Origin of the sequence: Brucella sp. HL-2 (genome assembly GCF_025846885.2) — a bacterium.
Classification (GTDB): Bacteria; Pseudomonadota; Alphaproteobacteria; order Rhizobiales; family Rhizobiaceae; genus Brucella; species Brucella quorumnocens.
This window is the reverse complement of record NZ_JAOYTK010000039.1, coordinates 1-25,605: the sequence shown is the minus strand read 5'-3', so window position 1 is coordinate 25,605 and position 25,605 is coordinate 1. Positions and strand designations below refer to the sequence as shown.

The following is a 25,605-nucleotide window of genomic DNA, read 5'->3' as shown; positions in this document are numbered from 1 at the left end:
TATGATGACACAAACCCGAAACTTGCCACTGCACTGCGAAAGAGAAAGCTGTTCATGCCTCCCATCCTCCGATTTGTTGTTGGGCACGTTATTGGAAGTCGGTGTGCCTCAACGTCATACCATGCAAATAATAGATAGTTAAAAGAATGGCAAGCAATTTAAGTGAACGGTGGCAAAATCAGGCGCTCGCGCATTTTGGCCTGCGGGAAATCCTGGAAAAGCCACTCGAAGACGAGACGCCGCAATCACGCATCAAGCAGATTGGGTTGCTCAACGTGCTCTACATGATGCATCAGGCTCATGAGCCGTTAACGCTCGCATCCGTGATAAAAATCACGGGGATGACACGCGGCGGAGTGATTGAGACCATGGATCTACTCGTTCAGCGCGGCATTCTCACGGAGACGTTGGGGAAAAACTCGATGGGACGCGGAACGGCGCGGCAATTTGAATTCGCGCGGCACGTTTTTGATCAGATCCGCTCCACAGCCGAATAGCATTTAACTTATAAGATTTTTACATTTACTTGAGCCAACAGATGATCGATGCACTACAGGAAACTGTCATAGCGACATACGTAAGCGCCATCGCACGCCAAACTAGATGCCTGTAAACTGTCTGATCGATCAAGTACTCGGACGCAATGTAGATACGACAATCGTTGACGGATAAAACTCATGCAAAACGACAAGATGCAGACGGCAGACGTTCACGAAACGCTGGCATTCGACACGTAAGAAGCTCAGGTGTTGGTGATGAGGACAGGATTGAAGCCTTATTTACATCACCCCGCTTAGGGTCAACTGCATCGCACTTTCTGTTCCAAAATTGGTCGGTACGGAGCGCGGCTTCTCGCTGGGCCTAATATAATATGAGCTCCGCAAAGTTCTGTTGGAGCGCGCTCCCTTGATGATGCAAAGGCCCTCTACCGCTTGCGCATCATGTGACGAGTTCGATGCCGGCAAGTGTGACTCCCGACACTAAGTTCGGACTTTAAGCCAAGCATGGATCGGATCCTGCGTTTGACGCGGCGGCGTTCCTGTTCAATGGAGTTGTACATATGCTGCTGATGACGATAGCGATTGGGGACTTCTTCTTGCAGTTCCCCCTCTCGAATCCATCAGTGCCGAAACCTAACCACTGATTTTGCATCGTAAATAGTGAATGCCAATGTATTTATATTAATGCTATTAGGTACATGCGATGGGCACATAAGCGAGGCATTTTTTGTTAACAGCGTTGTGATTCAGATTAAGCGCTCTGAACCCCCTCGCCAGATACGGCAGCTACTGACCTCACACCGGCCGTTTATTCGCGGGATGGCGTTACCTCACACCTTACATTGGAAACGACCCACCACTGGCCTTTAGTAGGATGCATCCTTTCGGCAGCCCCTGAACTGCGCTACAGTGCGCGGCAGGATATGTCCAATCGGAAAGAACCCTACCATGACAGATAAGGGAAGACTTGATCGTCGAGATTTTCTGATCGCTACCACCCTCGCGACTATCAGTGGCGCTGCGGCGTCGGTTGTTCTCTCTCCCGACCAAGCAGCGGCACAAACCGCTACGGCCAAACTGCCGGGAGGAACAGTCTACACTGGCGAGCAAATTCAGGGTAAGAAAGTCGTCAGTGCGCTCAACGTGAACGACTTGGAGGTTGGTCAAAAGCACCTTTTGTATTTTCAGGGTGTGGAGACGCCGACCGGCCAGCACTGGTATGTATCGGTGACAGTCAGCAAAGGGACGAAGCCGGGCAAGCGTGTCGTTCTGACAAGCGGTGTGCATGGCGACGAGATGAGTTCCATACACACTGTCCAGACGGTTATGAACCAGCTCGATCCCGCGCAGATGTCAGGCACAGTGATGGCGGTGACCGACATATCCCGCCCAGCCTTGGAAAGCATGCAGCGACGGTGGCCCAACCAAGGCAGAGGTATGGATCTGATCGATATGAACCGGGAGTGGCCCGGGAACGAAAATGGTCTAACCGCGCCGAGCCGTCATGCCGGAATGTTGTTCAACCGGCTGCTGCGGCCGAATTCCGACGTCGCGATCGATTTCCATACGGGGACAACAGGGCTAGAGGTCACGGCATTCAACATCGGCGATACGGCTAGACCTGAGGTCAAAGAGTTACTGGACCTTTATCCTGTCGCTCAGATCCTCGACATGCCGAAACAGGCCTATCCCACCGTGCTGCATAACGCGTTCCTGGACGTTGGAATACCGGCTTTTTGTCCGGAGATCGGTGCTGCGCGCGTGCTAAACCCCGAGATGATCGCGCTGTTCGTGGAAGGCACGATGAACGTTCTCAAACATCACGGCATTCTTGCCGGACCGTTGGGCCGCACTGGCAAAGACCTGACCGTCTTTGTCGGCAATAGTGGGTTCCCGGTGCTGGCCACCGCGGGTGGAATCGTCGAACATTTGGTCAAACTCAACGACAAAGTCGAAAAGGGACAGAGGGTGGCAATTCAACGCAATAGTTTCGGCGAAGTGGTTGCAGAGTATACCAGCGGGGTAACCGGAGAGATAATGGCTCAGCGCAGCGATGTGATGTCGGAACCCGGGAACATGCTGGTGATCATCCTTTTCAACAGTCAGACGCCTGGTGGCGTTGAAACCTATCCCGAGTAGACTATCTGCGCGAGCGATGTTTTAAGAGCGTGGATAACGTAGGCGTCGGCACTGGTGGGGTAGCGCCTGTTGCGAGCACAAAAGCGACAGGTGATCTGCCCACAGATTGCAAGTTTGGAGGATTATCATGTTGGGAAATCTGTCAGTCTTAGCGATTGGTACTCTGATGCTTGCAAACTTCGCGAATTGCGCTTCTGCCGCATCGGTTGGCGCGGGTAACGCCTATCCCGTCAGCAACTACACGTGCGAGGACGGCACGCGTCTGGCAGTGCGCCTGCTTGGTGATAGCGCTTCTATATCCGTCAACGGCGCCACCGCGGTGGACCTGCCCTCCATGGGAGCAGACGGAACGATCTATTCGAACGGCCAGCACACGCTGACAATCGTAAAGGGGCGCCTGTCGTGGGGAGTTGGCAGAGCCATGCCGACCACATGCACGGGCGGTTGAGCGTCTCGACTAGAAAGCGGCGGCGATTCCACAATTCTGGGAATGTCGTCTGCCTCCTTCAGGAGAAAACTGGCAAACGCTTCATGAGCCTCAACCATACACCAGCGTTGCAGAAGTCTGAAGCACGCGCCAATTCAAGACATGGAACGAGCAGAGAAACAGTTCTTCGCGCGCATTGGTCATATCATTCGCGACAATGTTCTCATCAGCCTCATTAGTGTCCAAGCGCAGGCCGATATGCTCGTTGGTAGCGCCCCGACGGGTCCATACTAGTGAAAGAAAGCGCCTACCCTTCCAGCGTCACACTGGCATCAACATTCGAGGTGCCTATAGCGGTGAAGGTGCAGATTCCGACGTTTTCCGGCCTTGTATTCCAACTTGAAGCCGGTCGCCATTCCGATCAATATGCGGCCACTTTGAGACCTGAGAAGGAGCACGTGGGTCAGTAACGTTGGTATGACGGACCTTTGGAACAAGGGAGGTGATACCGGCAAAGAGACGGCTGAACATTAGATTTTCGACGATGACTTTCGCTACATCCTAGGTTATCATCCTATGTCATCTGTCTTGAAGGACCTACACAGACCTGTCAGTCAGCTTCCCATCTGTGAATTGAACTTCATGCCACATGGAGGTGGCGGCTTGTCGCAATTTACGGTAATCTTCTTGCCTACACGGGTGAGCAGCATCAGTTTTGATCCCGATCACGTTACGCCACGCCTGCACCATACGTGCAGCTATCTTGAGCATGTGTGTGAATTGGACTGCGATTTCGCACTCACGTCAAAGTTGCCGTGCTAAATTGTGATGGGAAAGTCGATGCAACACGCTGCAGCGTGTATCCATTAGTTCGTTGATGGCGAAGAAAGGCAAACCGACAATGAGATTTCCAGGAAAGCGTCTTATTGAAGGGATCGGTAGCTGGATGCAGCGTAAAAAACCAGTATCCGAAGATGAAAATTCCCTTACTACCAAAAGCAAGGACGAGAAATTACGGGTGCTCGGAGTTCAATCCCAGCCTGCGACGGTTTCATTCAAAACAGCAGTAAGAAAAAATACTCACGCTGAAGATGATGACGCTCTGACAAGCAAGATGTCTGAAGAGAGTGCATGGGAATCCACGGTGAATACTCCTTCAAAGTCTAAGAAATCAAATGTTTCACCGTTTCCCGTCAAAGCTTCCGCTCACTTCACGCCGGAGAAAAAGCCGGTCTCCCCTGACCAAGGGCCGCCCCCTCGCCCTGCGGCTCAAACAAAGAACTTAGAAACAGACGACCATCTAGTTACAGACAGCGAACTGGCCATACTTCAAGCCGAGAATACGCGTCTTAAACTACTACTAGACGATCAATTGAAATCCAGCGAGGATGCTGTCGGCAACTGATTCACCCACATGGTCGGGCGCTCCATGCGAACCCGTAACTCAATTGTCAAAGTGTTGTCACGTACATGTTAACGTACTTGTATCTTTCAAGTTTCAGCACACGAAACTCTAACTCTGTTTAAGACGTTCGAGCATCCGTTTCATTTGATTATTCTCTGCCCGCAGTTTGACAACAAGTCTTTGTTTCAATTTAGTGTTTTCAATCTGAAGCGTTACCAATTCATCCTTGCTCGCCTGATCCATCGAAAGTTTCGCTACACGCTCACGTTTTGAAACAAGAAGATTTGTGTTGCGTCGTTGTACTATCGACCGGGCGTTCGTAGGCGAAGCCATGGTGAGAAGAGCAAGTTTCTGCGCCATTTTCGGGCTCAACGGAGCGTCTTGCTGTTCATCAAGCATGCCAGACGGCAGCCCTTGTTTTATATCTGGAGCAGACTCCGCGAGAGCGTCGAGTTCGGATGCGCCAATAGTGTTATTTACTATCAAAATAGAAGTGTCGGGACCTATCGGAGTAGATTCTGGGGGCATGACTGGCGCCGATTGTAAGGAGGTATCTTCCCCAACGCTCTGGGCGATTAATTTCAGATCCAGGTTTCCCCATAGGGAATTCCTGGTCTTGCGAGTGCGGCGGTTCTTATATTCAACAATAACGTTTCGGTTTGGATTTTTCATCCGGAATAGTTTCCAGTTCAAATTTGGTAAGAATGCGTCCAGACGGATATTGGCCATACTTAAATAGCCCGGACATGGTTTTCAATGGTGATTGCATGATCAAGCAACACCGCTTAAACTCTGTGCAGACAGATACACCGAAACATCGCTTTTCTAAATGTTTGCGTTAACTATTTCCGTTTATATTGGAAGAATAGACAGCTCAATCGAATATCAACCTGCGAGAGACTTACCATGGCTGATGAAACCACTGCAAATGTAAGCGAGACGGCAACCGGCACACAAGCTGCTGAGCCGGTTGGCACTGCGCCGAAGACACCTAAGGCTCGCAAGAAAGCAGAGGCCACACCTGCAAAAACAAAGGCAGCGCCGGCTCTCAAACCAGGCAAGGCGCCTAAAGTTACCGCAAAGGCATCGAAAGACTTGCCTGTTGCCGCTGATGCTCAGCTGCGCAAGGTGAGAAAATATACTCCTGCCGAGCGCGCTTCCCTACTCGCGTCTATAGAAAAGGCAATAAAGAGCGGCAAGACAACTCTTAAAGCCGCACTTCAGCAAGCAAACGTTGGAGAACAGACCTATTATAACTGGAAGAACGCTGCCGCAAAAGCTTCACCGTCAGGCAAGCACTCTGCGAGTGACGATCTGAGCGCACTTGTGGCGCTCGAGGCTGAAAATACCAGATTGCGTAAGGAACTGGCCACCAAGCTGCGCGCGGAGAATGCGGAGTTGCGCAGACGCCTTGGCCAGGATTAATAGCTGTTGAGATGGGGCGTCTCGCCCCACTTTTTTATCTTCGAGGACATTGTAGTCTAGGCCATTGCACCAAAGTGTTTCACCTCGGGAACTGAAATGCCAGTGTCACAATAATTGGACATTGGACGGCGGTCCGCAGGATAAGCGATAAGCAGTATTTGGTTTCCCTTTCGAGCCAAAGATCGAGCACTTAGGGTTCGATGTAGCTCTCGACGCGAACTTTAAGCACGTAATCAGTTGGATTACCTTCAAAAAAAGCGCCGTTCGCTTTCACCTCAGACGCCACGTAGTTAAACATTGTCGTGGACGCGTCGGCCTTTGGTCTGCCCCCATCGGGTGATGCGGGTTTATTGCTAGTGCATTCTGGGCCTAATCGCTAGCGCCGGCGTTGATGCAGGTCCGTTATGAGGTGGCCAGACAGAGGCTTCTGGCGCCGACGGCTTGTAGCCCAAGGATGAGTGCGGTCGCACGATGTTGTAGTTTTTCGCCAGCCCTCGATTATGATCTTCGCCTCCTTGAGCGAAAAGGTTTCTCCATTAAGCAATTCATCCCTGAGCTTGGAGTTGAAGCTTTCGCAATACCCGTTTTGCCATGGGCTACCCGGCATAATGTAAGCCGTTTTGGCACCGACAAGCGTAATCCATTCCCTCGAAGTTTTGGCGATAAAATCCGGGCCATTGTCGGAACGAATATGCGCAGGATGAAGAGATCGGAGCTTCATTTTCCGCTAGATGACCTCAAGAAGTAGGGGGCAGATGTGATTGTGGCATCACTTAACAAAAAACGATCAAAAGCTGGCATAAGAAAGATTAGGGCGATGCAGTGGACATCGACATTGTATTGAAAGATGTCAGCATCGATGAATTTAACAGGTTGGTACTGCCGGACGGGCAGATTAATCCTGACGCGCTAAGAACAAAAGTCGAAGTGATTTCACTGATCCAGGGCTTTCATAAAAGTTCAAAAATCGTAGCTGCCATCCGCCATGGTTATTGATCGAGGCGCGGCTGGCCAGAGATCTTAAAATGACTTCTTACAATTCTATCAAAACTGATGTGATGAACGCAGGCGGAGTATGGGAAGACCCCGAAGTAGTTGTAGACAACAAAATCATAACATCAAGAAATCCTGACGATCTTCGCGCATTTTCGATAACATCGCTAAAAAGATAAGTAGAAACAGTGACGATAAACAACCCGGATACTCGTAGAACGATTTGATCATATTATGCCGCTGAAGCAATTTTTTACTGAAAATTGTCTGTGCGAGCGTAGCTGGAGGCCAAATTATGGCCGTCCGCGCTTTGTTCTGCCCCAATAAGTATAGTCGCTGAAGCGGACTGAATCCTGTGTAAGCAAAAGATCCCACATGCAATAGCATTGTGTTCCCCACTGTCCATCAGGTTCCTCAGCTCTTCTTGAGTGAACGGGAGATAACATGAATTCATGCTTTTGCTAGTGTGAAGCCATTCAGCTTTGCAATCCACGTTCCTTCTTTTGCGGCACTATTGCGGAGGAGCACTATCGCTGCCTTCTCCACCAAATCGTCTCGTGAAGGTTGTCCTGATCGGTTGCCCTGAAGAAAGGGGGCAATTGAACAACTTTCAATTGTCGCGAATGATCTATTTCACTGCGCGTCGACCGCACGGTGATGATCGCCCAACAGCTCATGGCCTATCACCGAAACCGCCGGAGCCAGACTGAGAAGAACTAGACAAACCGGCATTGGAAGTCCCGCCTGTGATGCCAGAACTGCCATAATAATTACCCCAATCGTGGCGAGCAGGAGCCAGCTATGAAGACGATCAACGATTCCGATAAGATAACTGTTGAGGGCGTAGAGACCTGCTATGAAGACAAGGAGCGGTATCGCCACCGTGAGCAGTGTCGCAGCTGGCCCTATGTGAGCCTTATGTTCGATAAAGTTCGCCGCTACATGCAATCCTGCCCCGGTAGCAACGATCGCGGCGATAATCGCCATATGCCCATATCCCCAGAGGAATGATTTCTGACGCGATTTCTCCAGCGCTTCGGCAGAAGGTAAGAGATAGTAAATCCACCACATCCCGAACGTCAGCCCCATCCCGGCCAATCCGACCAAACCGACGTCTAGCGAAAAACCCTGACTGTCAATAACCGCCGAAAGGGTTGCAACGGTTCCGACAATTCCTTCGCCCAATGCGATGATTGCAAACAGACTATAGCGTTCGGCAATGTGGTGGGGATGCCATGGCGTTCCACCACCGATACGCTCGGCGAAATAAGGCCCGGACAACTCGATGCCTGCAAGAACAACACCCAGTAGAAGGCTGACAGGCAGCGAAAAATCGAAGAGTATCTGCACAATCCAGCCAATCTGGGCCACCGATATTGCAACGACATAGGCCCGGCAGGCCCGACTTCTATTCCCGCCCTGCTTTGCGGCACGCAACCATTGAAATATCATGGCAAAACGCATGACGACATAACCGGACACCATCATCGAATTATCCAGATGCGCGCCTTGTTCGATCGAAGCAAACATGCGCGGGATGCCAACGGCCAGTATGAGTACGCCTATCATCTGGATCATCGTCACTATACGATAAAGCCAATCGTCGGTATCGAATGCAGATGCGAACCATGTAAAATTGATCCAAGCCCAGCATATTGCAAAACTGGAAAATCCGAATCCGATCAGGGCGGCGAGGTAATGCCCCTCGGCCAGTCCATGCGCAAGCTGGGAGGCTGCCTGTCCGAATGCGATAACGAATGTCAGATCGAACAAAAGCTCTAGGGGACTGGCGACGCGGTGAAACTGGGCAGGGTCTCTACCGGTCATCCGTTTCAGACCTGAACCTAGTGGTCCTGCGGAGTTCGGTTTATGGTTCATTGTCGGGCTCGCTAAACGTGACGGATGTAACTTCTACAATTTTTCAGGTATTAGCGCCATAGCGCAGGACGTATACCAACGCGCGAAACCTCTCCCTTTCCATCATTGTACGTGGAGTGAGCGCTTCAGCAACGCATGTCGGTCGAGGCGGCGTCAATCATCCGCCGTAGCAACAACAGTGGGGTTATACTCCTTTAAACCGATATCCATACCAACCATCAGCCCGTCCAGACTGACGCGAAACCTGTTGCATGGTTTCAGTTTACCCACCGTTCGTCACAATTCGTTCTGAGACCGGGGGAAAATGCCAGCACATGTGCATCCGAGCCGGGATGGCGGATCAACGGGTAAGATACCAGCGGAATGTTGGCGTTGACGCTTGTTTAGCATAACCTATGCAATGGAACCCATCTCTCAGGTCCAATTGCAATCCGGAGATGTTTTAGCGCGCGGACACACAACTCGTGCGAGCCTTACAAAATCTATTTTTCAAATAAACGACGAGATCTTATTCAACAAAAAGCGGCTGTGCTATAGATGTTCTATTGATTGATTAGGATAAGCAATTGGTAGCGTTATTGTCCCCTCACAAATTATTCGTTGCCAGACGAGTTGAAGTTTATCAATCGCGCAACGGACAAAGGTGTAGAGCGATTAGATCAGGCCGGGGTTTCACATTTACGCGTTGTGGCTGAATTTCAATTGGTAATCGTAGTTTTCAGTCAACACAAGTTGTCGCCGATACCGGCGCAATGGTTTCCTCATTACGGCGAGCGCCTCCCCCGGGGGCTACCTCTTCACTTACCAAAACGGCGATTGCTGGCAAGCTCGTGTTTCTGCAAAATACTCGCTTGGTGATCTTCCGAGTGATCGCCTAAACATAGCAGAAAAGGCGCTCGGGCTGTCATACCCGCAAGCGAGCGCAACGTTCAAGATCGATTGCCCTTCCGCAAGCAGCGGTAGTGCATGCAACAAACGAGCTTGTTGACGCCAGCAGGCGAAACTCATGGTGGTTTCACGCTGGAACAACCGCATAAAGCTTGATCGGCTCATGTGAAGTAAACCAGCTGCCTTATGCAATCCGATGGTGGCGGCCGGGTCGCTTCGTAACCATTCGCAGAATAGAGCAAGTTGCGCATGTCGGGGAATGGGTAAACTAAGTGGCTCGATCGGAAGGGACGTCAATTCTTGGAGCAAAAGCTGTGTGACGGTGCGACTAAAATCTGCACCTCTTGGCTTTTCTACAAGCTCGGAGAGCCGCAAAATTAATTCGCGCAGTAGCGGCGTCACCTCCACCACGGTGCAAGCGCTGGGTAGACCCCTTATCTCCGGCAAGTCGATGAGCAATGCTCGAAACTGCACAGTGACGTGGCTTTTCGTTTCATGCTGGACACCTGCTGGTACCCACACCGCCCGGCTGGGCGGAACGACCCAAGTCCCTTCTGTTGTTGTGACAGAGACAATCCCACTAATCGCGTAGATGAGCTGCGCTTGCGGATGCGTATGGCGAATGCTGGAGAAGCGGTGCGCGTCCTTGGTAACGACAGCGATCTTATCGGTCATAGAGTGCCTCGATTCAGCAACTTGGTCCTTTCGCGACGATTTATGGTCTTCGCGCGTGAGAATATCATCGCACATACAGATATCATAGCGCCCAGTCCACCATAGGTCTTTGTATATCACCGTGTTTGCTATCGCTAAGATCCCTCGCCGCTCTGTTCAGCCGCAAATTGCGGTTTTGGCGGCTTCTGAAATGCAGAGTATAGCCATTTGCGCCTCCCCCGGTGCGAAGAACGGGAAACTTCATTTCTTTGCGCTGCGACTTATCTGCGGCCGCCAGGACTTACGGCACCTGGCGACCGTATTGCAGCCGTGCTGGCCTTTCCCTTTTGCGCATAACGGAATTTAAACATGCTGAAAAACCCCGAAACCAAATACCGTCCGTTCATCTCACCCATTGAATTGCCATATCGCGCTTGGCCATCGAACCGGATCGAAAAAGCGCCGCGCTGGCTGTCGACAGACCTGCGCGATGGAAACCAAGCGCTCGCTGATCCAATGGACGTGGAGCGCAAATTGCGCTTCTACGATATGCTCCTCGCGATAGGCTTTAAAGAGATCGAAGTTGCATTTCCATCCGCTTCTCAGACTGATTTCGATTTTGTGCGAAAGCTCATCGACGAAACCCGCATTCCCGACGATGTTACAATCCAGGTACTCACCCAGTCGCGCTTAGACCTGATCGCGCGGACCTTCGAAGCGCTCGACGGGGCACGGCAAGCAATCGTCCATCTTTATAATGCAACCGCACCGCTGTTTAGGCGCGTTGTGTTCGGGATGGACCGGAAGGAGATCATTGACCTGGCGATTACTGGTGTCACTGCAATCCTTGAGGAGAGCCTGAAGCGGCCAGATACAGACTGGACCTTCGAATATTCGCCAGAGACGTTCTGCTTCACCGAACCCGACTTTGCATTGGAAATATGCGAACGTGTGTTGGATGTTTGGCAGCCAACACGCGAACATCCAGTGATCCTGAATCTGCCTGCGACGGTCGAGGTGGCAACGCCAAATGTCTATGCAGACCAGATCGAATGGTTTTGTCACAATCTCTCCAACCGAGACGCAGTGATTATCAGTGTCCACCCGCACAATGATCGCGGAACTGCCGTAGCGGCGGCCGAGCAGGCAATGCTAGCTGGGGCAGACCGTGTGGAGGGCTGCTTGTTCGGGAATGGCGAACGAACCGGCAATGTAGATCTGGTGACACTGGCTCTCAATTTATACACGCAGGGCATCGACCCTAAGCTCTATTTCCCCGCGATCCGTGACGTCGTGAACACCGTTACACATTGCAACGGGTTGCCGATACATCCTCGTCATCCTTATGCAGGCGAGCTCGTGCATACTGCTTTTTCCGGCTCGCACCAGGATGCAATCAAGAAGGGTTTCGTCGCACATGGACGACGCAATGACGGAATCTGGGAAATGCCTTATTTGCCAGTAGATCCTGCAGATATCGGGGAAACCTATGAGGCGGTGATACGCGTTAACAGCCAGTCCGGCAAGAGCGGAATTGCTTGGATCCTAGAGCAGGACAAAGGCCTGAAACTGCCACGACAATTGCAGATCGATCTCAGCCGCCGGGTGCAGGAATTCGCCGAGATTAGCGGGAAGGAAATCACGTCCGCCATGATCTGGTCAATCTTCCAGGATGCCTATCACATGACGGGATCGCAGGATTTCGAACTGGTCAGCTATCAAGATTCAATATCACGCAAAACCAGTAGCCAACGGATCTTCAACGGACGCATCCGTCACAAAGGTGACGAGGTTTCCATCATAGGCCGTGGCAATGGACTAATCTCGAGTGCCGTCACTGCACTCGAAGACAGCTTCGGCCTCGTGCTCGAGATCGTCGATTATCACGAACATGCCTTAAAAAGTGGCTCGAATGCTCAGGCGGCCGCCTATCTCGAATGCCGTTCACGTGATGGTCGCAGGATTTTCGGAATCGGGATTGATGATGACATCGCCACGGCTTCAATCAAGGCAGTGCTTAGCGCCGCCTGCAATGGCTGAAGCTTTCCCCCTTTTAACGATCTGGCCTTCCTCTTAGCTTGACCGTCCCAACATGTGTTTCCACATAACGCGAAGGACCTGAATATGCGCGTATACTATGACCGCGACGCGGATCTCAATCTGATCAAATCAAAAAAAGTAACCATCGTTGGCTATGGAAGCCAAGGACACGCACATGCGTTGAATCTGCGCGATAGTGGCGTGGAAAATGTCTGTGTAGCGTTGCGCGATGGCTCTCCAACAGCGGCAAAAGCCTTAGCAGAATATCTTCTCGTCAAGCCGCTGGCAGAAGCAGCTGCTTGGGCTGATGTAGTTATGATCCTGACACCGGATGAGGTGCAGGCTGATATTTACCATAGTCATCTCGCAGATCAGATGAAGCAAGGGGCTGCTCTGATGTTCGCCCATGGTTTCAATGTCCACTTCGACTTCATTGAACCTCGCCCAGATTTAGACGTTCTTATGGTAGCGCCAAAAGGGCCTGGCCATACGGTACGCTCGGAATATCTGCGTGGCGGCGGGGTGCCCTCCCTGCTAGCTATTGCCCAGAACGCGACCGGAAACGCCCACGATCTGGGTCTATCCTACGCGTCGGCCATAGGCGGCGGGAGGGCTGGCATCATCGAAACAACGTTCAAAGAAGAATGCGAAACCGACCTCTTCGGAGAGCAGGCCGTCCTATGCGGGGGCATGGCGGAGTTGGTCAAGGCGGGATTCGACACGCTGGTCAATGCCGGTTACGCACCGGAAATGGCATATTTCGAATGCCTGCATGAAATGAAGCTTATGGTCGATCTCATCTATGAAGGTGGTTTCAATAATATGAACTATTCGATCTCGAATACTGCCGAGTATGGTGAGTACAAGGTTGGTCCGCGCATTATTTCCAAGCATGCACGAGCGGAGATGGAACGGGTTCTGGACGAAATCCAGTCCGGCAAGTTCGCCCGCGAATGGATGTTGGAGAATAAGGTGCGTCAGACGTCATTCAAAGCGGAGCGTACCCGCGCCCGTACCCATCCTATTGAAGCAGTGGGAGAACATTTGCGCAGCATGATGCCATGGCTGTCGGAGAAATGCCTGGTCGACCGAACACGGAACTGATCCACCATCTTGGATAACCTCGCCTAACAGACACTGCATTCGCTTTGAGCTGGCAGTCATGATCAAAACAAGACTATTCTACGCATTTCACGAGGCCCAACACTCAGAAACTTTCCTCGCGCATATGCGCGGGGAAATAACGGTCCTCCAAGCAACCAGGCTCAGTCATACATCGAGTGCCGGAGCCAAGGCGCGATGACCACAGGGACCAAATCCGAAGTGCTCCCGATGCAAAGTCGAAATTTGCTGCCCCAATTGGGACCCCACGATAGCGGGATCTGTTGCAAACGTTTCGTCAACGATCACTGTAATAGGGTTTCCAGCTTTCAATAAGCTGGATTAATCGATGTTCACAGGCCGCTATTTGGTTTGTCGTTGCCCTGTTCAATATGTGGGTAGGCGTCACCCGAGCCGGTTATACAATCGCTCAGGAACTGCCGATCCTCATCGTCATCTTTGCGGTCCCCGCTATCCTGGCGGCGGTTGCCATATGGCAACTGGCAAAAGCCTGATTTGCTGCGCTAGCGGATCGTATTCTCTCTACCAAAAGGAATAGACCATGCCAATTTCCTTGCCACCCGCATTGCAAGCTGCTGTTGTTGCGATCAACGCAGGCGACGAAGAGGCGTTCGTTGCCGCCTTTGTTCCGGGCGGTCTCATTAACGACTGGGGCCGCATCCTTAAGGGGCATGACGGGGTTCGCTCCTGGGCGCGCTTCGATGCGATCGGCGCCAGAGCTGTCATGAGCGTGACTGCGGTCACGGCAACGGGCAGCACTACGCATGTCGTATTCGACTGGAAAAGTCGCTTTTTAACGGCCGTAGTGAGGTTTACGTGACGCCGAGAGCATGCGTCAACCCGTTTACGGACTTCTGGTCGGTAACATTCTCGTGGTGGTGCCAGCTATCATCTTGCGTGCTTACACCGATCCGGCAAGCTTGCCGCAGCTGGGAGAAGCTGACCGGCGGCGGTTGATATCCTTTCGTCCGTGATCAATTTTCACAGAATGAAATCGATTCATATGGAATTTCATTGTTAGAGATTGATTTTCATGATATTCTTGCCATAGAATAGATTTTCACGGATGGGTGTCAAAATTCATGCTTCCTGGGCAAAAGAAGCCATTTTCAGGCGCAGTAAGCGTTTTGCACGAGCGCCGGCTACCAGAACGAGCGATCCCTGTCGGATACGCATCCCTCATCGACGCTTTCGAGCTTGCTGTTCCCGTGCCGGTCAAACTCGCTGCCATCGGTGCGCGCCACAAACTCTATCAAGCTGATGATTGGAAGCTCTATACGCCGCGCCACCAACCAGACGCTAGTCTCACTGGTCATCTAACCTTCGCATTGCGTTACGAAGGTCTGGATCTGGCCGTCCTTAAGGCCCTGTTTCAGGCTACTGGGCCAGAGCCTTTTATCGAGATCGTGCACGCAGCGCCGACCGGTGCGTATGCGCGGCGTCTCTGGTTTCTTTATGAATGGCTGCTCGACGCCAGGCTCGCGCTCGACGATGCGGTTCAGGGCACTTACGCCCCTGTCGTCGATCCCGATCTGCAATGGGTAGTCGATGGAACGACATCCTCCCGCCATCGGATAAAGAACAATCTGCCGGGCACACCAGCCTTCTGCCCGATGATCTTCCGCACACCCAAGCTGGATGCTTTTATCGCGCGAGATCTCGGCGAGGAAGCGCGGCGCCTGATAGCCGAGGTGCCAGCGGATTTGCTTGCCCGTACCGCGGCTTTCCTGCTGCTCAAGGATTCACGGTCGAGTTTCCAGATCGAAGGCGAAGACCCTCCACAGGACCGCATTCAACGCTGGGGACAGGTCATCGGGGAGGCCGGCCGCCATCCCATAGATCGCGCCGAGCTCGAGCGACTGCAGCGCATTGTTATCGGCGACGCGCGTTTCGTGCATCTCGGCCTACGCAAAGATGGCGGCTTCGTCGGAGAGCGTGACCGCTTGAGCGGTGCACCTATTCCAGATCATGTCAGCGCTCGGCACATGGATTTACCGGCTCTGATCGACGGATTGGCCGCATTCGACCGCAGCGCGGCGCGACAACTCGACCCGGTATTTGCCGCGGCCGCGCTCGCCTTCGGCTTCGTCTACATCCATCCATTCGAGGACGGAAATGGACGCCTGCATCGTTACCTCATCCATCATGTTTTGGCGGAACGCGGTTTCAATCCGCCTGGGCTGGTATTTCCTGTCTCGGCGGTCATTCTCGACCGCATTGACGAGTACCGCCACGTGTTGGAGACCTATTCTCGTCGCCTGTTGCCCCATATCCGCTGGCGCCCGACGGAGCGGGGCAATGTCGAGGCGCTAAACGAGACGGCGGACTTCTACCGTTATTTCGACGCAACGCCTCACGCGGAATTCATGTTCGAATGTGTGGCGCGTACCATTGACGTCGATCTGCCCGCAGAGACCGCCTTCCTGAAAACCTATGATAGCTTTAAGAACGAGGTCTCGCGCATGATCGACATGCCGGACAGGCTGCTCGATCTCCTGTTCCGCTTCCTGAGACAGAACAGTGGCAAGCTGTCGAAGCGCGCGCGTGAAAAGGAATTTGCCGCCCTGACTGAAGAGGAGGCCGCGCGTATTGAATTCATCTACGGCCATTGCCAAGTTGTTTGAGCTTGGCAATGCCGGCTGAGCGTTCAGGCGAGTCGAGCGTGACGCACAATGACCTGCGCGAATGGACGGTTGTGGCACGACTATGAACCCCCTAGGCGGTCACCGCAATGTCGGCTTCCGGGCCAAGGCAAGATCCCCTCTGCGGCCGACATGCAGGCGCAAAGCGGCCGTTGCAACTTGGATAGCCGCCAGCCCGCTTTCCACCCGCCCCGATCTGATCTTGCAACCGGGATCAGCCGCTCAGACCGGGGCTGGTCGTTGTGCCAAGTAGCGGTCGAAATTGACATTTCTACTTTGCAATTCGGCGGACATTCTAGCATTGCTGCCACACTCTTCATCCTCGTGAACTAATCGCCCTCCCCTGCATGATATTGCTGACAGCGCGCGATTGCTTGCCGGGGAAGCCCCCCCGGTCAACGGCTGGGTGCGCCCAGTTTCCGACTTTCGAAGGTTGCGGGATCGTTTTGTAGGCGGTGCTTTTGTTTTTGATTCCAAGTCAGGAACTAACGCAGCGACGCCACTTTGATACACGAAGGAACAATTCTGAATTGGAGTGAAGCGGCCGTAAAATATCACAGCCAGTCTCCCAAAGTACTGTCTCGAGAAATCACTGAGTTATCATTGATGGATCAGATTAGTTTGCAGTTTCGACCCTGTGGCCTCTGCGTACCGACGCAATGTAGAAATGGACGGAGAAACTTTACCACCTTCAAGCCGAGCAATGGCCGATTGGGTTGTGCCAATACGTTTCGCTACATCGGCTTGCGACATCTTTGCGTCGGTTCTCGCCCTCACAAGAGCTTCGACAAGAGCAAACTCTGCATCCGCTTTTTCATATTCCTTCTGGAATTCGGGATCGTTCATAAGGCGCTTTTTTAGGTCTGAAATCCTGGTCATGGCTTTACCTGCTGCATTCTCTGCCTTGCTAAATCTAAGGCGCTCTTTGGTGTTTTCTGCGATTTTTTGACAAAAATATGAAGAATGACAACGCGGCGTCCGTTAACAGTAACGTACAGACCCCGCGCAATTCCTTCCATTGCTTTAGCGCGAAGCTCCCAGAGCTTTCCCTCTAAATGCTTGACATGAGGCTCATGCAATTGTTCTGAACCAACGTCTCGACCAACTCCATTAGACGGACGAGACGGGCCTGCAATCCAGCAGGAAGCCCCTCAATTTCAGCATCCACAGTGTCATCAAGCGTTTCAACCACCCATCTCATATCCGCTATATAGCGCAAAAGAGATAACCCTAAAAGCCGCAATGGTTAGTCAGCCATTGCCATATTCAATTACCGCGATTTCCAATCGTCCTGAAACTGCACAGTCGGAACTTGCAAGTAAAGCCAAACAGCCGAACACTTGTGACTGTCGAAGGCTTCATGACCCATTCCAGTGATGGTCAAGTTTTCCCAATAACTGAGAAAGCCGCAGCCACGAGTTGAGAATTCGCCGTTTTATCGGCTTTACCCGAAAGTCCTGCTCTCTTACGCATATCATTTAATACCCGCGCGCATAAAGCTCTGAACGAACTGGCGCTGGAACAGTAAAAACCCGATCAGCAAAGGCGCCGACGTCATCAATGCAGCAGCCGAGATAATACTCCATTGCACACCCTGATCCGGTGATGAAAATACCTGTAGGCCAACCGTCAGTGGACGGGTGGAAACGGAATTGGTAATGACCAGCGGCCAGAGCAGGTTGTTCCAGTGATAGCTGACCGATACGAGACCGTAGGCCACATAGATCGGTTTAGCCAACGGCACGTAGACTTTAAGAAGCGTGGTGATTGCCCCCGCCCCTTCGACACGCGCTGCGTCGTCCAGTTCTTTCGGCACAGTGAGGAAGGTCTGGCGTAGAAGGAAAATGCCGAAGGCCGATGCCATATAAGGCAGCCCCATAGCCACAACTGTATCCACCAGACCAAGCTTCGCAATGGTGCGGTAGTTTTCGACCAGCAGCACTTCCGGCATAATCATCAGCTGTACCAACACCAGCATAAAGACAATCGTTTTGCCGCGGAATTCATAGCGAGCAAAAGCATAGGCCGCCAGCGTGCAGATGATGAATTGGCTGATCAGTATCGTGGTGATCAGCAGGAATGTGTTGAGAAAATAACGCCCGAAAGGCGCAGCGTTCCAGGCATTGCTGAAGTTCTCCAGTGTCACCGGAGCGAAGAGATCAAACCGAGCTTCATATTGCGCTGGATGGAACGCCATCCATACGGCATAGAGCAAAGGCAGTATCCAGAGCAGCCCCAGCAGATAACACCCAACGGTTTCAAGGCCCCGCCAAAACGAGAATTCGCGTGGCTGATGCGGTAATGTCATTGCACTCATTTGTAATGCACCTTGCGATCAAGAATCCCGAACTGGACGAAGGCGATAAGAGCAAGCGCCAGCAGCAGCACAACCGTCAAAGCCGATGCGTAGGCCGTATCCCAGAAACGGAATGCAACATTGTAAACATAGTAGAGCAGCAGAGTACTGGCATTGTCCGGCCCGCCACGGGTCATGACAATCACATGGTCGATCAGGCGGAATGCATTGATCACCGCATTGATCAGCACAAACAGAGTGGTTGGCATCAATAGTGGAAGCGTCACACGTCGGAAGAAGTACCAGCGTCCCGTGCCTTCAAGCGCTGCCGCTTCGGACAGGCTCGGGCTGATCTGTTGTAATGCCGCCAGATAGAAGATCATGAAGAAACCGGCTTCCTTCCAGATGGCCAACACCATCAGACTGCCAAGCACGGTATCGGGATTACCCAGCCAGTTGGTTTCATTGAAACCGAACAGGCCCAGAAACTGATCGATCAAACCATAGCCCGGCGTGTAGAAAAACAACCAGATATTGGCGACAGCAATCATCGGCAGGACGGTCGGCATGAAGAACGACATCCGCATCAGCGAGCGACCGCGAATGGACGAATTCACAATGATCGCCATCAGCATGGCGAGCGCTATGGATGCAGGTACAGTGCCGAGCGCGTAAATCGCGTTGTTCTTGAGGGCCGCCCAGAAAACCGGGTCGCTTATCATTGTCGTATAGTGATCAACGCCGACAAAGCGAGGCGGACGCTTGCCGCGCGGCGTCTGGTAGAAGCTGTTGATGAACGTCATGACTGCTGGAATATGCGTAAACACTGCCAGCAAGACAGTGGCCGGCAACAGCAGAAGCCATGGTGTTATATGGTTTTTCGCCTGGTTCACGCGAGTTCTCCAGCCTTCTTGCGATGATGTGAACCGGCTCTGCCGGGCACACGCCGCATTGTCATTCTTGCATGATAAAGAGCTTCGTGTGGACGGGCCGCCCGAAGCTCTGATGCCAACCTATCACTGGTAGGGCTTGAGGATACGTTCGGCCTCGGCCTGCGCATCGTCGAGAGCTTGTTTAACGCTCTTGTTACCCGTCAGCGACGCCTCGATCGCATTGTCGATTACGCGTGCGACACGCTGATTTTCATAGGTTGAAAGTTCCGGAACCATGTAAGGAATCTGGTCATGCGGCACCTTTGCGCCGGGGAATTCCTCAACATATTTCTTCATGGCTTCCGTCTGCCAAGCATCATCACGGGCCGCGATATAGCCTGTCTTGATGCTCCATTCGGTAGCCTGATCCGCAGAGGAGAGCCATTTCACGAACTGGAATGCCGCCTCCTGCTTTGCCTTATCTTCAACATTGAAAATATACGCATTGCCGCCGCTGGTCGGTGCACCATAGGCTTTGTTTTTCGGCAGGATCTGCACGCCGAACGGGAAAGGCGCATTGGTTTTCACATTGGTGAGATTGCCGCTGGTGGTGGTGATCATAGCGGCGCGACCTTCGAAGAAGTCCTTTGGATTGGTCGCCCATTCAATCACGCCGGGCTTCATCACCTTAAGCTTATGGGCTAGATCGACCCAATATTGCATCGCCTCGACAACTTCAGGCGCATTGAAATTAGTGGTTTTCCCATCTGGCTCGGCAAGCTTGCCGCCATTTTGCGCAACATATCCCTGCAACAACCAGTAGGAGGTCAGCGACGACGGCACCTGCATGCCCCAGCGCGCGACGCTTCCATCAGCAGAACGCTTGGTCAGCTTTGTTGCGAAGTCGACAACTTCTTTCCAGTCCTGTGGGCCTTTTTCTGGATCAAGACCAACTTCCTTGAAGGCATCCTTGTTCCAGAAGAAAACGGTGGTGCCGCGTTGGAACGGCACGCCCCAAGTTTTGTCTTCGCTCTTGCTGTTGACCATGAAAACCGGCGTGAAACCTGCAAGCCATGCCTTGTCATTGTCGGTCTCGATCAGATCCTCATAGGGAACGATGGCATCTTCATCGATCAGCGTGAACATATCGGTCGAGAGCATGACCGCGACTTCAGGCGCCTGACCGGATTTGAAAGCCGTCAACGATTTGCTGAGGGTTTCCGGATAGGTGCCTGAGTAGATCGGCTTTACCTTGATATCCGGATGCTGCCCTTCAAAACGGGTGATCAGATCATCCACGATTTTGGTAACCGGACCGCCGATTGCGACCGGATAGTAGAAGCTGATTTCGACGGGTTCTGCCTGGGCTGTTCCCCAACCGCCAACTACGGCCAGCATAGCAGATGTGGCCAAGAGCGTTACAGATCGTTTTACTTGCAAATTCATTGTTCTCTCCTCCCAAGGGATGATCGTTCCCCGATCATTTTCTGGTTAAACGGCTAAGGCCCTGCGCTCGACGCGATGTCCTTCCGCTTCATCGAACACATGCACCGCAGATGGCGCCCATGTCAGACCAATGGTATCGCCGCGATTGAGGCGACGAATGCCTTCAATGCGCACTTGCAAAGATTGATCGCCCACGCGGCATTCGAGAATGCTGTCCGCACCGTGATATTCGATGGCTTCGATAGAGGCTTTTACGCGCCCCTCCTCAGCCACACGGATTTCCTCGGGGCGCAATCCCAGTACAAATCCCTGGGCAGGATCGCTCAAAATCGCCGGTCCATTTGGGGCACCGCTGATAGTGGCCTTGCCGTCATAATCGGCCATACGGATGATGTTCATTGGTGGTGTCCCGATAAAACGGGCAACGAACGTGGTGGCGGGCTCCAGATAGAGCTCGGAAGGCTTTGCCTTCTGCTCAATCTTTCCACCCTTCATCAGAATAACCTGATCGGCAAGGCTCATGGCCTCGATCTGATCATGGGTCACGTAAACCATGGTCATACCGAGTTGCTGCTGCAAGTTACGGATTTCTTTGCGCATATCGTGGCGCAGCTGTGCATCGAGATTTGAAAGCGGCTCGTCCATCAAGCACACGGAAGCTTCTGCGACGATGGCGCGCCCCAGAGCAACACGCTGCTGCTGACCGCCGGAGAGCTGCGACGGGCGCCGATCAAGCAGATTCGACAGACCCAGAATATCGGCAGCGCGCTTCAAACGCTGGTCACGCTCACCGGCAGACACTTTGCGCACACGCAGGCCGAAAATAATGTTCTCTGCAACGGTTAAATGAGGAAACAGAGCATAGGACTGGAACACCATCGCCAGACCCCGCTTCGCGGGCGGCGCGTTGGTGACGTCTTTGCCACCGATGATAATCTGGCCCGAGGTGACAGAATCCAGCCCAGCGATCAGACGCAGAGAGGTGGATTTACCGCAACCCGAAGGCCCAAGCAGCACGGTCAGCGTACCGGACGCAACGGTAAAGTTCACATCATTGACCGCGTGGAATGTCGTCCACTTCTTGTTGAGATTGACGATCTCAATTCCCGACATTCGCGTCCCCTCCCAATGCTTTTATCTGCCTTTGAAACCGCATCGGCACAAAGACAGCTCCCGACTGGCAACACTTTGGGACAAACCAACGAACCAGTCTCCTTCCGCAAAAAAATTATTGAACTTTTTATTCACAGTCAATACTTTTGTACAAAATGAGTTTCTTTGTATTGGGACTCATTCATCATGGGAGCGAACATGTCCAGATTCAGCATATTACAAATTTCAGATACTCACCTTTCGCCGCGTACCGAGCATTTCCGCGAGAACAATCGCCTGCTCGCCGAACCACTGGCGGAATCAGATCATGATTTTATCATCCACACGGGCGATGTGACCCTGGACGGGATTCGTTATGACGAGGACTACGCGTTATGCCGGAATTTCTTTAAGGAATCCGGCAAAACCATCCATTTTCTTGCGGGCAATCACGACGTCGGCGACAATCCGAACCTTTCCAAGCCGGAAAGTGAAAATGGCAGCGCCATCAATGCCGCGCGCTATGCCAGATTTGCGGATTATTTTGGCGCAGACCGCTGGGTTATCGATCAAGGCAATTGGCGAATCATCGGTATAAGCTCGATGCTGATCGGTTCCGGCCTGCCCCAGGAAGCCGAACAATATGACTGGATAGACCAACAGATCGCGTCATCCGGTGACCGTTACCTCGCCGTATTCTCCCACCAGCCGATTTACATCGATAATACGGACAGCACCGAGCTGACCTATTGGACTGTCGATCCAAAGGGTTGGGGTCGCCTTGAGGGTCTGACCAACCACCCAAAGCTGCGCTTGATCGCCAGCGGCCACCTGCATCAGCAGCGCTCATCCAAGCGCGGCAATGTGCATCTGGAATGGTGCTCATCGATTGCGTTTACAACAACGGAAGAGCTCGTTCCGGAAATGGGCGGCACTCGTGAAGTCGGCTATATGGAACATCACTTCTCGGATGATGGTCACGTTGAAAGCAAGGTGCTGAAGCACGACGGTTTCGCCAATGATCACCTCGAAGACATGATCAAGGTAGTTTACCCGCTGATCGGTAGCTAAGCTCTTAAAAGGCCAGAAACCGGCCGTTTTTAAACCAATACACCCCCGTTAGCCTCTGCCAACGGGGGTGTTTTTTTACGCGCCACAGATATCAAGCAGGCTTGTGTTCGGTCACCGATGCCGGCACTTTTGAATGGCCAAACCAGTTGGGGTTGGTCACGCTGGCCTTGCCTGCGTCAATCAACGCGTTCTCATCGTTGCCGTTGGATTTGTAATCACGATCCGCCAATGGCTGGATACGAACTGAATTTTCCGTTTCTTCGAAAAGATTCGCGTATTTCAGGTTCTTGTCGCGACCGATTTCGGCCATTTCCAATGCGGCGGGCAGCTTGCGCGGCAGATTGACGTTCAGCCAGTGACCGTCATGCGCCCAATCGCTTCTGGTTTCCCAGAAATTGCGTATATGACTGGCAAGCCACGCCAGAGCATCCGCATCGAACACCTCACAATCACGCGGCGCGGAAAAAGCAACCGAAGCAATGCCGTTCAGCGCGCCTTCGCGGGCAACCGCCATCGTCCCGGAATAGGACACATCCTCGGCCACATTGCGTCCGGCATTGATGCCCGACAAAACGAGGTCCGGCATTTGCTGATCACGGAATACCCAATGAATCGCAGCGATCACGCAATCCACCGGCGTACCCGTGCAGGCGTAACGCTTGTCTGCAAGCTTGTTGACCGAAAACCCAGCCGTGAGAGACACACAATGTCCGTTTGCGCTGCGATTTCCATCCGGCGCGATGATCCACACATCGTCACTCAAAAGACGCGTAGCTTTCTCAAGTACCGCAATGCCGGGAGCATCAATTCCGTCGTCGTTTGAAATCAGAATTCGCATTTTCCACCTCTTGAAAACCCCTCTCCCAGCAGGAGAGTCTCCGCAATTTATGCGGCAACGTATGTTTTATTTGTACATTATTTGCAATCCAAATATTTTTGTTCATTTATGTTTTCAAACAATTCTTGACGTAAAGGTAATTATCGCATCATTATCGCACGTAAACGAGATAGTGAGCCTTCTTGGAAGAAAGACGCAAAAGGTAGGATAATGGCCCGCAGCACAAAGCCGAAAACCAAGTTTCAGGCAGATCAGGACGAACTGAAACTACGTGCTGCGTGGCTCTATTATATTGAGGGACTGACGCAGGAGCAGGTTGCGCAGAATCTGGATATCAGCCGGATCAAGGCTTTCCGGCTGCTGGCTGCCACGCGCGACGAGGGCATCGTCCAGATTTCTCTGAATTCCCATGCCGAGCCGCTCATACGTTTGCAACGTGCGCTGGAAAAACACCTCGGGCTGTTTGAAGCCATTGTCGTGCCCTCTTCGGATCAATCCGAAGCCAGTATCTCCGCTGTGATCGGCCACGCCACGGGACGCTATCTTTCAGATCGACTGCAAGACGGGCTGACAGTCGGCGTCGGCTGGGGTGCAACGTTGCAAGCTTGTATGAGCCATCTGAAGTGGCGTGAAATCAATGACCTGTCGGTTATCTCCCTACTCGGCGGGTTGACACATTCCATGGCTGATAATCCATCAGCCGTCGCATGGCGGCTGGCTGAGTTTTACAAGACGGAACTCTTCCAGATCACCGCCCCCGTCTTCGTACCTCATGTAGCTCTGGCGAAGGAACTGTGGGAAATCCAGGAACTGAAAGCACTGAAAAGCAAAGTTTCCGACATAGATCTCGCAGTTTTGAGTGTAGCGGAGGTCAGCAAGCAGGCATCGATTTTCCGTCGCGGTTTGCTGACGGCACAAGATGCCGAGAGCCTGCAGGCAGCTGGCGCAGTTGGCGATGTGTTGTGCCAATTCGTTGATGAGGCAGGTGAAATTGTCGATCATCCGATTAACAAACGCGCCATGGCCATCAATCCAACCAAACTGCGCAAAGTGCCGAAGGTGATTATATCGGCAGGCGGCATTCGCAAAGCAAAAATCATCCGCGCCAGCATCATGACTACCCAGGCTCAAGTGCTTATAACTGATGAAGCTACAGCACAGGAATTGCTGTCCCTGGAGAGCCTGGTCTGATTGTCGAGGACAGCAGATTTGACGGCTCTGTTACATTAACCCACATCTGAACATGACTCGGCCTTTGGTGGCTATGTCACGCGGATTTCAGGCACGCGATTTCACGCCACATGCTGCTGACGGTTTGGCGTAACTCACGGTGATCGGCTGCATTGAATTTGCTGCGAGGAAAGTAATGCAAGTTGTAAATGGGATCATGGATAGACGTAAACCGTTGCACATGTCGCGCCGATTTAAAGCGCTTCATAACCCGCACTGGTCTTCGGATCGGCCGATGCAAATTCTCGGCTCGATTGTTCAGTCCCTTATACTGGCGATGATCGCAAACGCTCAGACCCATTTTCCGTTTGGCAGAACCATATGATTGTAGCTTGTCAGTGACCATGACCCGCGGAGAACAGTCCTACGCAGAGAGAAGTTTTCGCATGAAACGTTTAGCGGCCTTGGTATTGCGGCGGCGTTGTCACGTTACCCGAAGATGATTGTGCTGATAGCGGTTGGGCCAGAATTCACGCGAATTTCCCAACCGCAACTTTCCATTCCGCCATCGCTTGCAGGCGATGAATTTGGATGACGAGAGCAGAGCGTTTAGAACGGGGCGGGACAAACAGATTGCGAAGAGCCGAGAAGATCGAAATGGAGCGTTGAAAGCTTCCTGGCGATCGGAAACCTTGCATCGTCCTTTC

Annotated in this window: 22 protein-coding genes and 4 pseudogenes; 13 read left to right on the top strand and 13 right to left on the bottom strand. The window is 52.5% G+C overall.

The genetic code is table 11. The annotated features are described in order from the left end of the window. Nucleotides 1-146 precede the first annotated feature (146 nt). The 4 genes from OIV19_RS22500 to OIV19_RS22485 all read left to right on the top strand — a co-directional run bounded on the left by OIV19_RS22500 (nt 147) and on the right by OIV19_RS22485 (nt 4,471). Complete coding sequence (locus OIV19_RS22500) at nt 147-497, top strand: transcriptional regulator (protein WP_264234037.1); 351 nt, start codon at nt 147-149, stop codon at nt 495-497. Between the two features lie 951 nt (nt 498-1,448). Further along, entirely contained in the window at nt 1,449-2,639 is a 1,191-nt protein-coding gene (locus OIV19_RS22495; protein ID WP_264234034.1) for a succinylglutamate desuccinylase/aspartoacylase family protein, read from the top strand. A 127-nt stretch (nt 2,640-2,766) separates the two neighbouring features. After that, entirely contained in the window at nt 2,767-3,087 is a 321-nt protein-coding gene (locus tag OIV19_RS22490; RefSeq protein WP_264234032.1) for an MliC family protein, read from the top strand. An 880-nt stretch (nt 3,088-3,967) separates the two neighbouring features. Next, a complete protein-coding gene (locus OIV19_RS22485) occupies nt 3,968-4,471 on the top strand; it encodes a hypothetical protein (RefSeq protein WP_264234030.1) in 504 nt (167 codons plus the stop codon). Between the two features lie 108 nt (nt 4,472-4,579). Here OIV19_RS22485 and OIV19_RS22480 read toward each other — a convergent pair whose 3' ends face one another. Next, entirely contained in the window at nt 4,580-5,200 is a 621-nt protein-coding gene (locus OIV19_RS22480) for a hypothetical protein (protein WP_264234028.1), read from the bottom strand. 177 nt (nt 5,201-5,377) lie between these two features. Between OIV19_RS22480 and OIV19_RS22475 the strand changes: the two genes are divergently transcribed. Beyond that, nucleotides 5,378-5,896, top strand: coding sequence for a transposase (locus tag OIV19_RS22475; RefSeq protein WP_264234026.1), 519 nt, complete (start codon nt 5,378-5,380; stop codon nt 5,894-5,896). A 353-nt stretch (nt 5,897-6,249) separates the two neighbouring features. Here OIV19_RS22475 and OIV19_RS22470 read toward each other — a convergent pair. Further along, nucleotides 6,250-6,596 (bottom strand): annotated as a pseudogene (locus OIV19_RS22470) (integrase core domain-containing protein); the annotation flags it as partial. Nucleotides 6,597-6,718: 122 nt separating this feature from the next. Between OIV19_RS22470 and OIV19_RS22465 the strand changes: the two are divergent. After that, nucleotides 6,719-7,068: pseudogene (locus tag OIV19_RS22465) on the top strand (DJ-1/PfpI family protein). A gap of 454 nt (nt 7,069-7,522) precedes the next feature. On the opposite strand, the gene OIV19_RS22460 reads toward OIV19_RS22465, so the two are convergent. Together OIV19_RS22460 and OIV19_RS22455 are read right to left on the bottom strand one after the other, a co-directional pair. Beyond that, a complete protein-coding gene (locus OIV19_RS22460) occupies nt 7,523-8,767 on the bottom strand; it encodes a low temperature requirement protein A (protein WP_264234024.1) in 1,245 nt (414 codons plus the stop codon). 801 nt (nt 8,768-9,568) lie between these two features. Then, on the bottom strand, nt 9,569-10,330 hold the full coding sequence (locus OIV19_RS22455; protein ID WP_264234023.1) for an AraC family transcriptional regulator: 762 nt from the start codon (nt 10,328-10,330) through the stop codon (nt 9,569-9,571). Between the two features lie 348 nt (nt 10,331-10,678). Here OIV19_RS22455 and leuA point away from each other — a divergent pair, with 348 nt between their 5' ends. The 5 genes from leuA (at nt 10,679) to OIV19_RS22430 (ending at nt 16,095) form a co-directional block, all read left to right on the top strand. Then, entirely contained in the window at nt 10,679-12,349 is a 1,671-nt protein-coding gene (leuA, locus tag OIV19_RS22450) for a 2-isopropylmalate synthase (protein ID WP_264234021.1), read from the top strand. Nucleotides 12,350-12,433: 84 nt separating this feature from the next. Then, complete coding sequence (gene ilvC / locus OIV19_RS22445) at nt 12,434-13,453, top strand: ketol-acid reductoisomerase (RefSeq protein WP_264234020.1); 1,020 nt, start codon at nt 12,434-12,436, stop codon at nt 13,451-13,453. A 559-nt stretch (nt 13,454-14,012) separates the two neighbouring features. Then, nucleotides 14,013-14,291: a hypothetical protein gene (locus tag OIV19_RS22440; protein WP_264234018.1), complete on the top strand. Its 279-nt coding sequence runs from the start codon at nt 14,013-14,015 to the stop codon at nt 14,289-14,291. A 10-nt stretch (nt 14,292-14,301) separates the two neighbouring features. After that, a complete protein-coding gene (locus OIV19_RS22435; RefSeq protein ID WP_264234016.1) occupies nt 14,302-14,445 on the top strand; it encodes a hypothetical protein in 144 nt (47 codons plus the stop codon). A gap of 108 nt (nt 14,446-14,553) precedes the next feature. Beyond that, nucleotides 14,554-16,095: a Fic family protein gene (locus OIV19_RS22430; protein WP_264234014.1), complete on the top strand. Its 1,542-nt coding sequence runs from the start codon at nt 14,554-14,556 to the stop codon at nt 16,093-16,095. Nucleotides 16,096-16,713: 618 nt separating this feature from the next. Here OIV19_RS22430 and OIV19_RS22425 read toward each other — a convergent pair. From OIV19_RS22425 to OIV19_RS22400, 6 genes are all read right to left on the bottom strand, one after another. Beyond that, on the bottom strand, nt 16,714-16,992 hold the full coding sequence (locus tag OIV19_RS22425) for a helix-turn-helix domain-containing protein (RefSeq protein WP_264234013.1): 279 nt from the start codon (nt 16,990-16,992) through the stop codon (nt 16,714-16,716). Then, entirely contained in the window at nt 16,989-17,192 is a 204-nt protein-coding gene (locus tag OIV19_RS22420) for a type II toxin-antitoxin system RelE/ParE family toxin (protein WP_264234011.1), read from the bottom strand. The genes OIV19_RS22425 and OIV19_RS22420 overlap by 4 nt, the downstream gene beginning before the upstream one ends. A gap of 395 nt (nt 17,193-17,587) precedes the next feature. Next, on the bottom strand, nt 17,588-18,430 hold the full coding sequence (locus OIV19_RS22415; RefSeq protein ID WP_264234009.1) for a carbohydrate ABC transporter permease: 843 nt from the start codon (nt 18,428-18,430) through the stop codon (nt 17,588-17,590). Further along, nucleotides 18,427-19,302, bottom strand: coding sequence for a carbohydrate ABC transporter permease (locus tag OIV19_RS22410; RefSeq protein WP_264234007.1), 876 nt, complete (start codon nt 19,300-19,302; stop codon nt 18,427-18,429). The genes OIV19_RS22415 and OIV19_RS22410 overlap by 4 nt, the downstream gene beginning before the upstream one ends. A 123-nt stretch (nt 19,303-19,425) precedes the next feature. Then, on the bottom strand, nt 19,426-20,727 hold the full coding sequence (locus OIV19_RS22405; protein WP_264234006.1) for an ABC transporter substrate-binding protein: 1,302 nt from the start codon (nt 20,725-20,727) through the stop codon (nt 19,426-19,428). Nucleotides 20,728-20,772: 45 nt separating this feature from the next. Then, the gene (locus OIV19_RS22400) at nt 20,773-21,840 is read right to left on the bottom strand and encodes an ABC transporter ATP-binding protein (protein ID WP_264234005.1); all 1,068 of its coding nucleotides are present in this window, start codon (nt 21,838-21,840) and stop codon (nt 20,773-20,775) included. A gap of 198 nt (nt 21,841-22,038) precedes the next feature. On the opposite strand from OIV19_RS22400, the gene OIV19_RS22395 reads away from it, so the two are divergent. After that, nucleotides 22,039-22,890 (top strand): metallophosphoesterase family protein, encoded by an 852-nt coding sequence (locus OIV19_RS22395; RefSeq protein ID WP_264234003.1) that lies wholly within the window; start codon nt 22,039-22,041, stop codon nt 22,888-22,890. Between the two features lie 91 nt (nt 22,891-22,981). Here the strand turns inward: OIV19_RS22395 and surE are convergent, their stop codons facing one another. Next, nucleotides 22,982-23,728 (bottom strand): 5'/3'-nucleotidase SurE, encoded by a 747-nt coding sequence (gene surE, locus OIV19_RS22390; protein ID WP_264234002.1) that lies wholly within the window; start codon nt 23,726-23,728, stop codon nt 22,982-22,984. Nucleotides 23,729-23,938: 210 nt separating this feature from the next. On the opposite strand from surE, the gene OIV19_RS22385 reads away from it, so the two are divergent. Continuing rightward, entirely contained in the window at nt 23,939-24,919 is a 981-nt protein-coding gene (locus OIV19_RS22385; protein WP_264234000.1) for a sugar-binding transcriptional regulator, read from the top strand. A gap of 76 nt (nt 24,920-24,995) precedes the next feature. On the opposite strand, the pseudogene OIV19_RS22380 reads toward OIV19_RS22385, so the two are convergent. Continuing rightward, a pseudogene (locus tag OIV19_RS22380) lies at nt 24,996-25,382 on the bottom strand (DDE-type integrase/transposase/recombinase); the annotation flags it as partial. Nucleotides 25,383-25,428: 46 nt separating this feature from the next. Next, a pseudogene (locus OIV19_RS22375) lies at nt 25,429-25,605 on the bottom strand (IS6 family transposase); the annotation flags it as partial.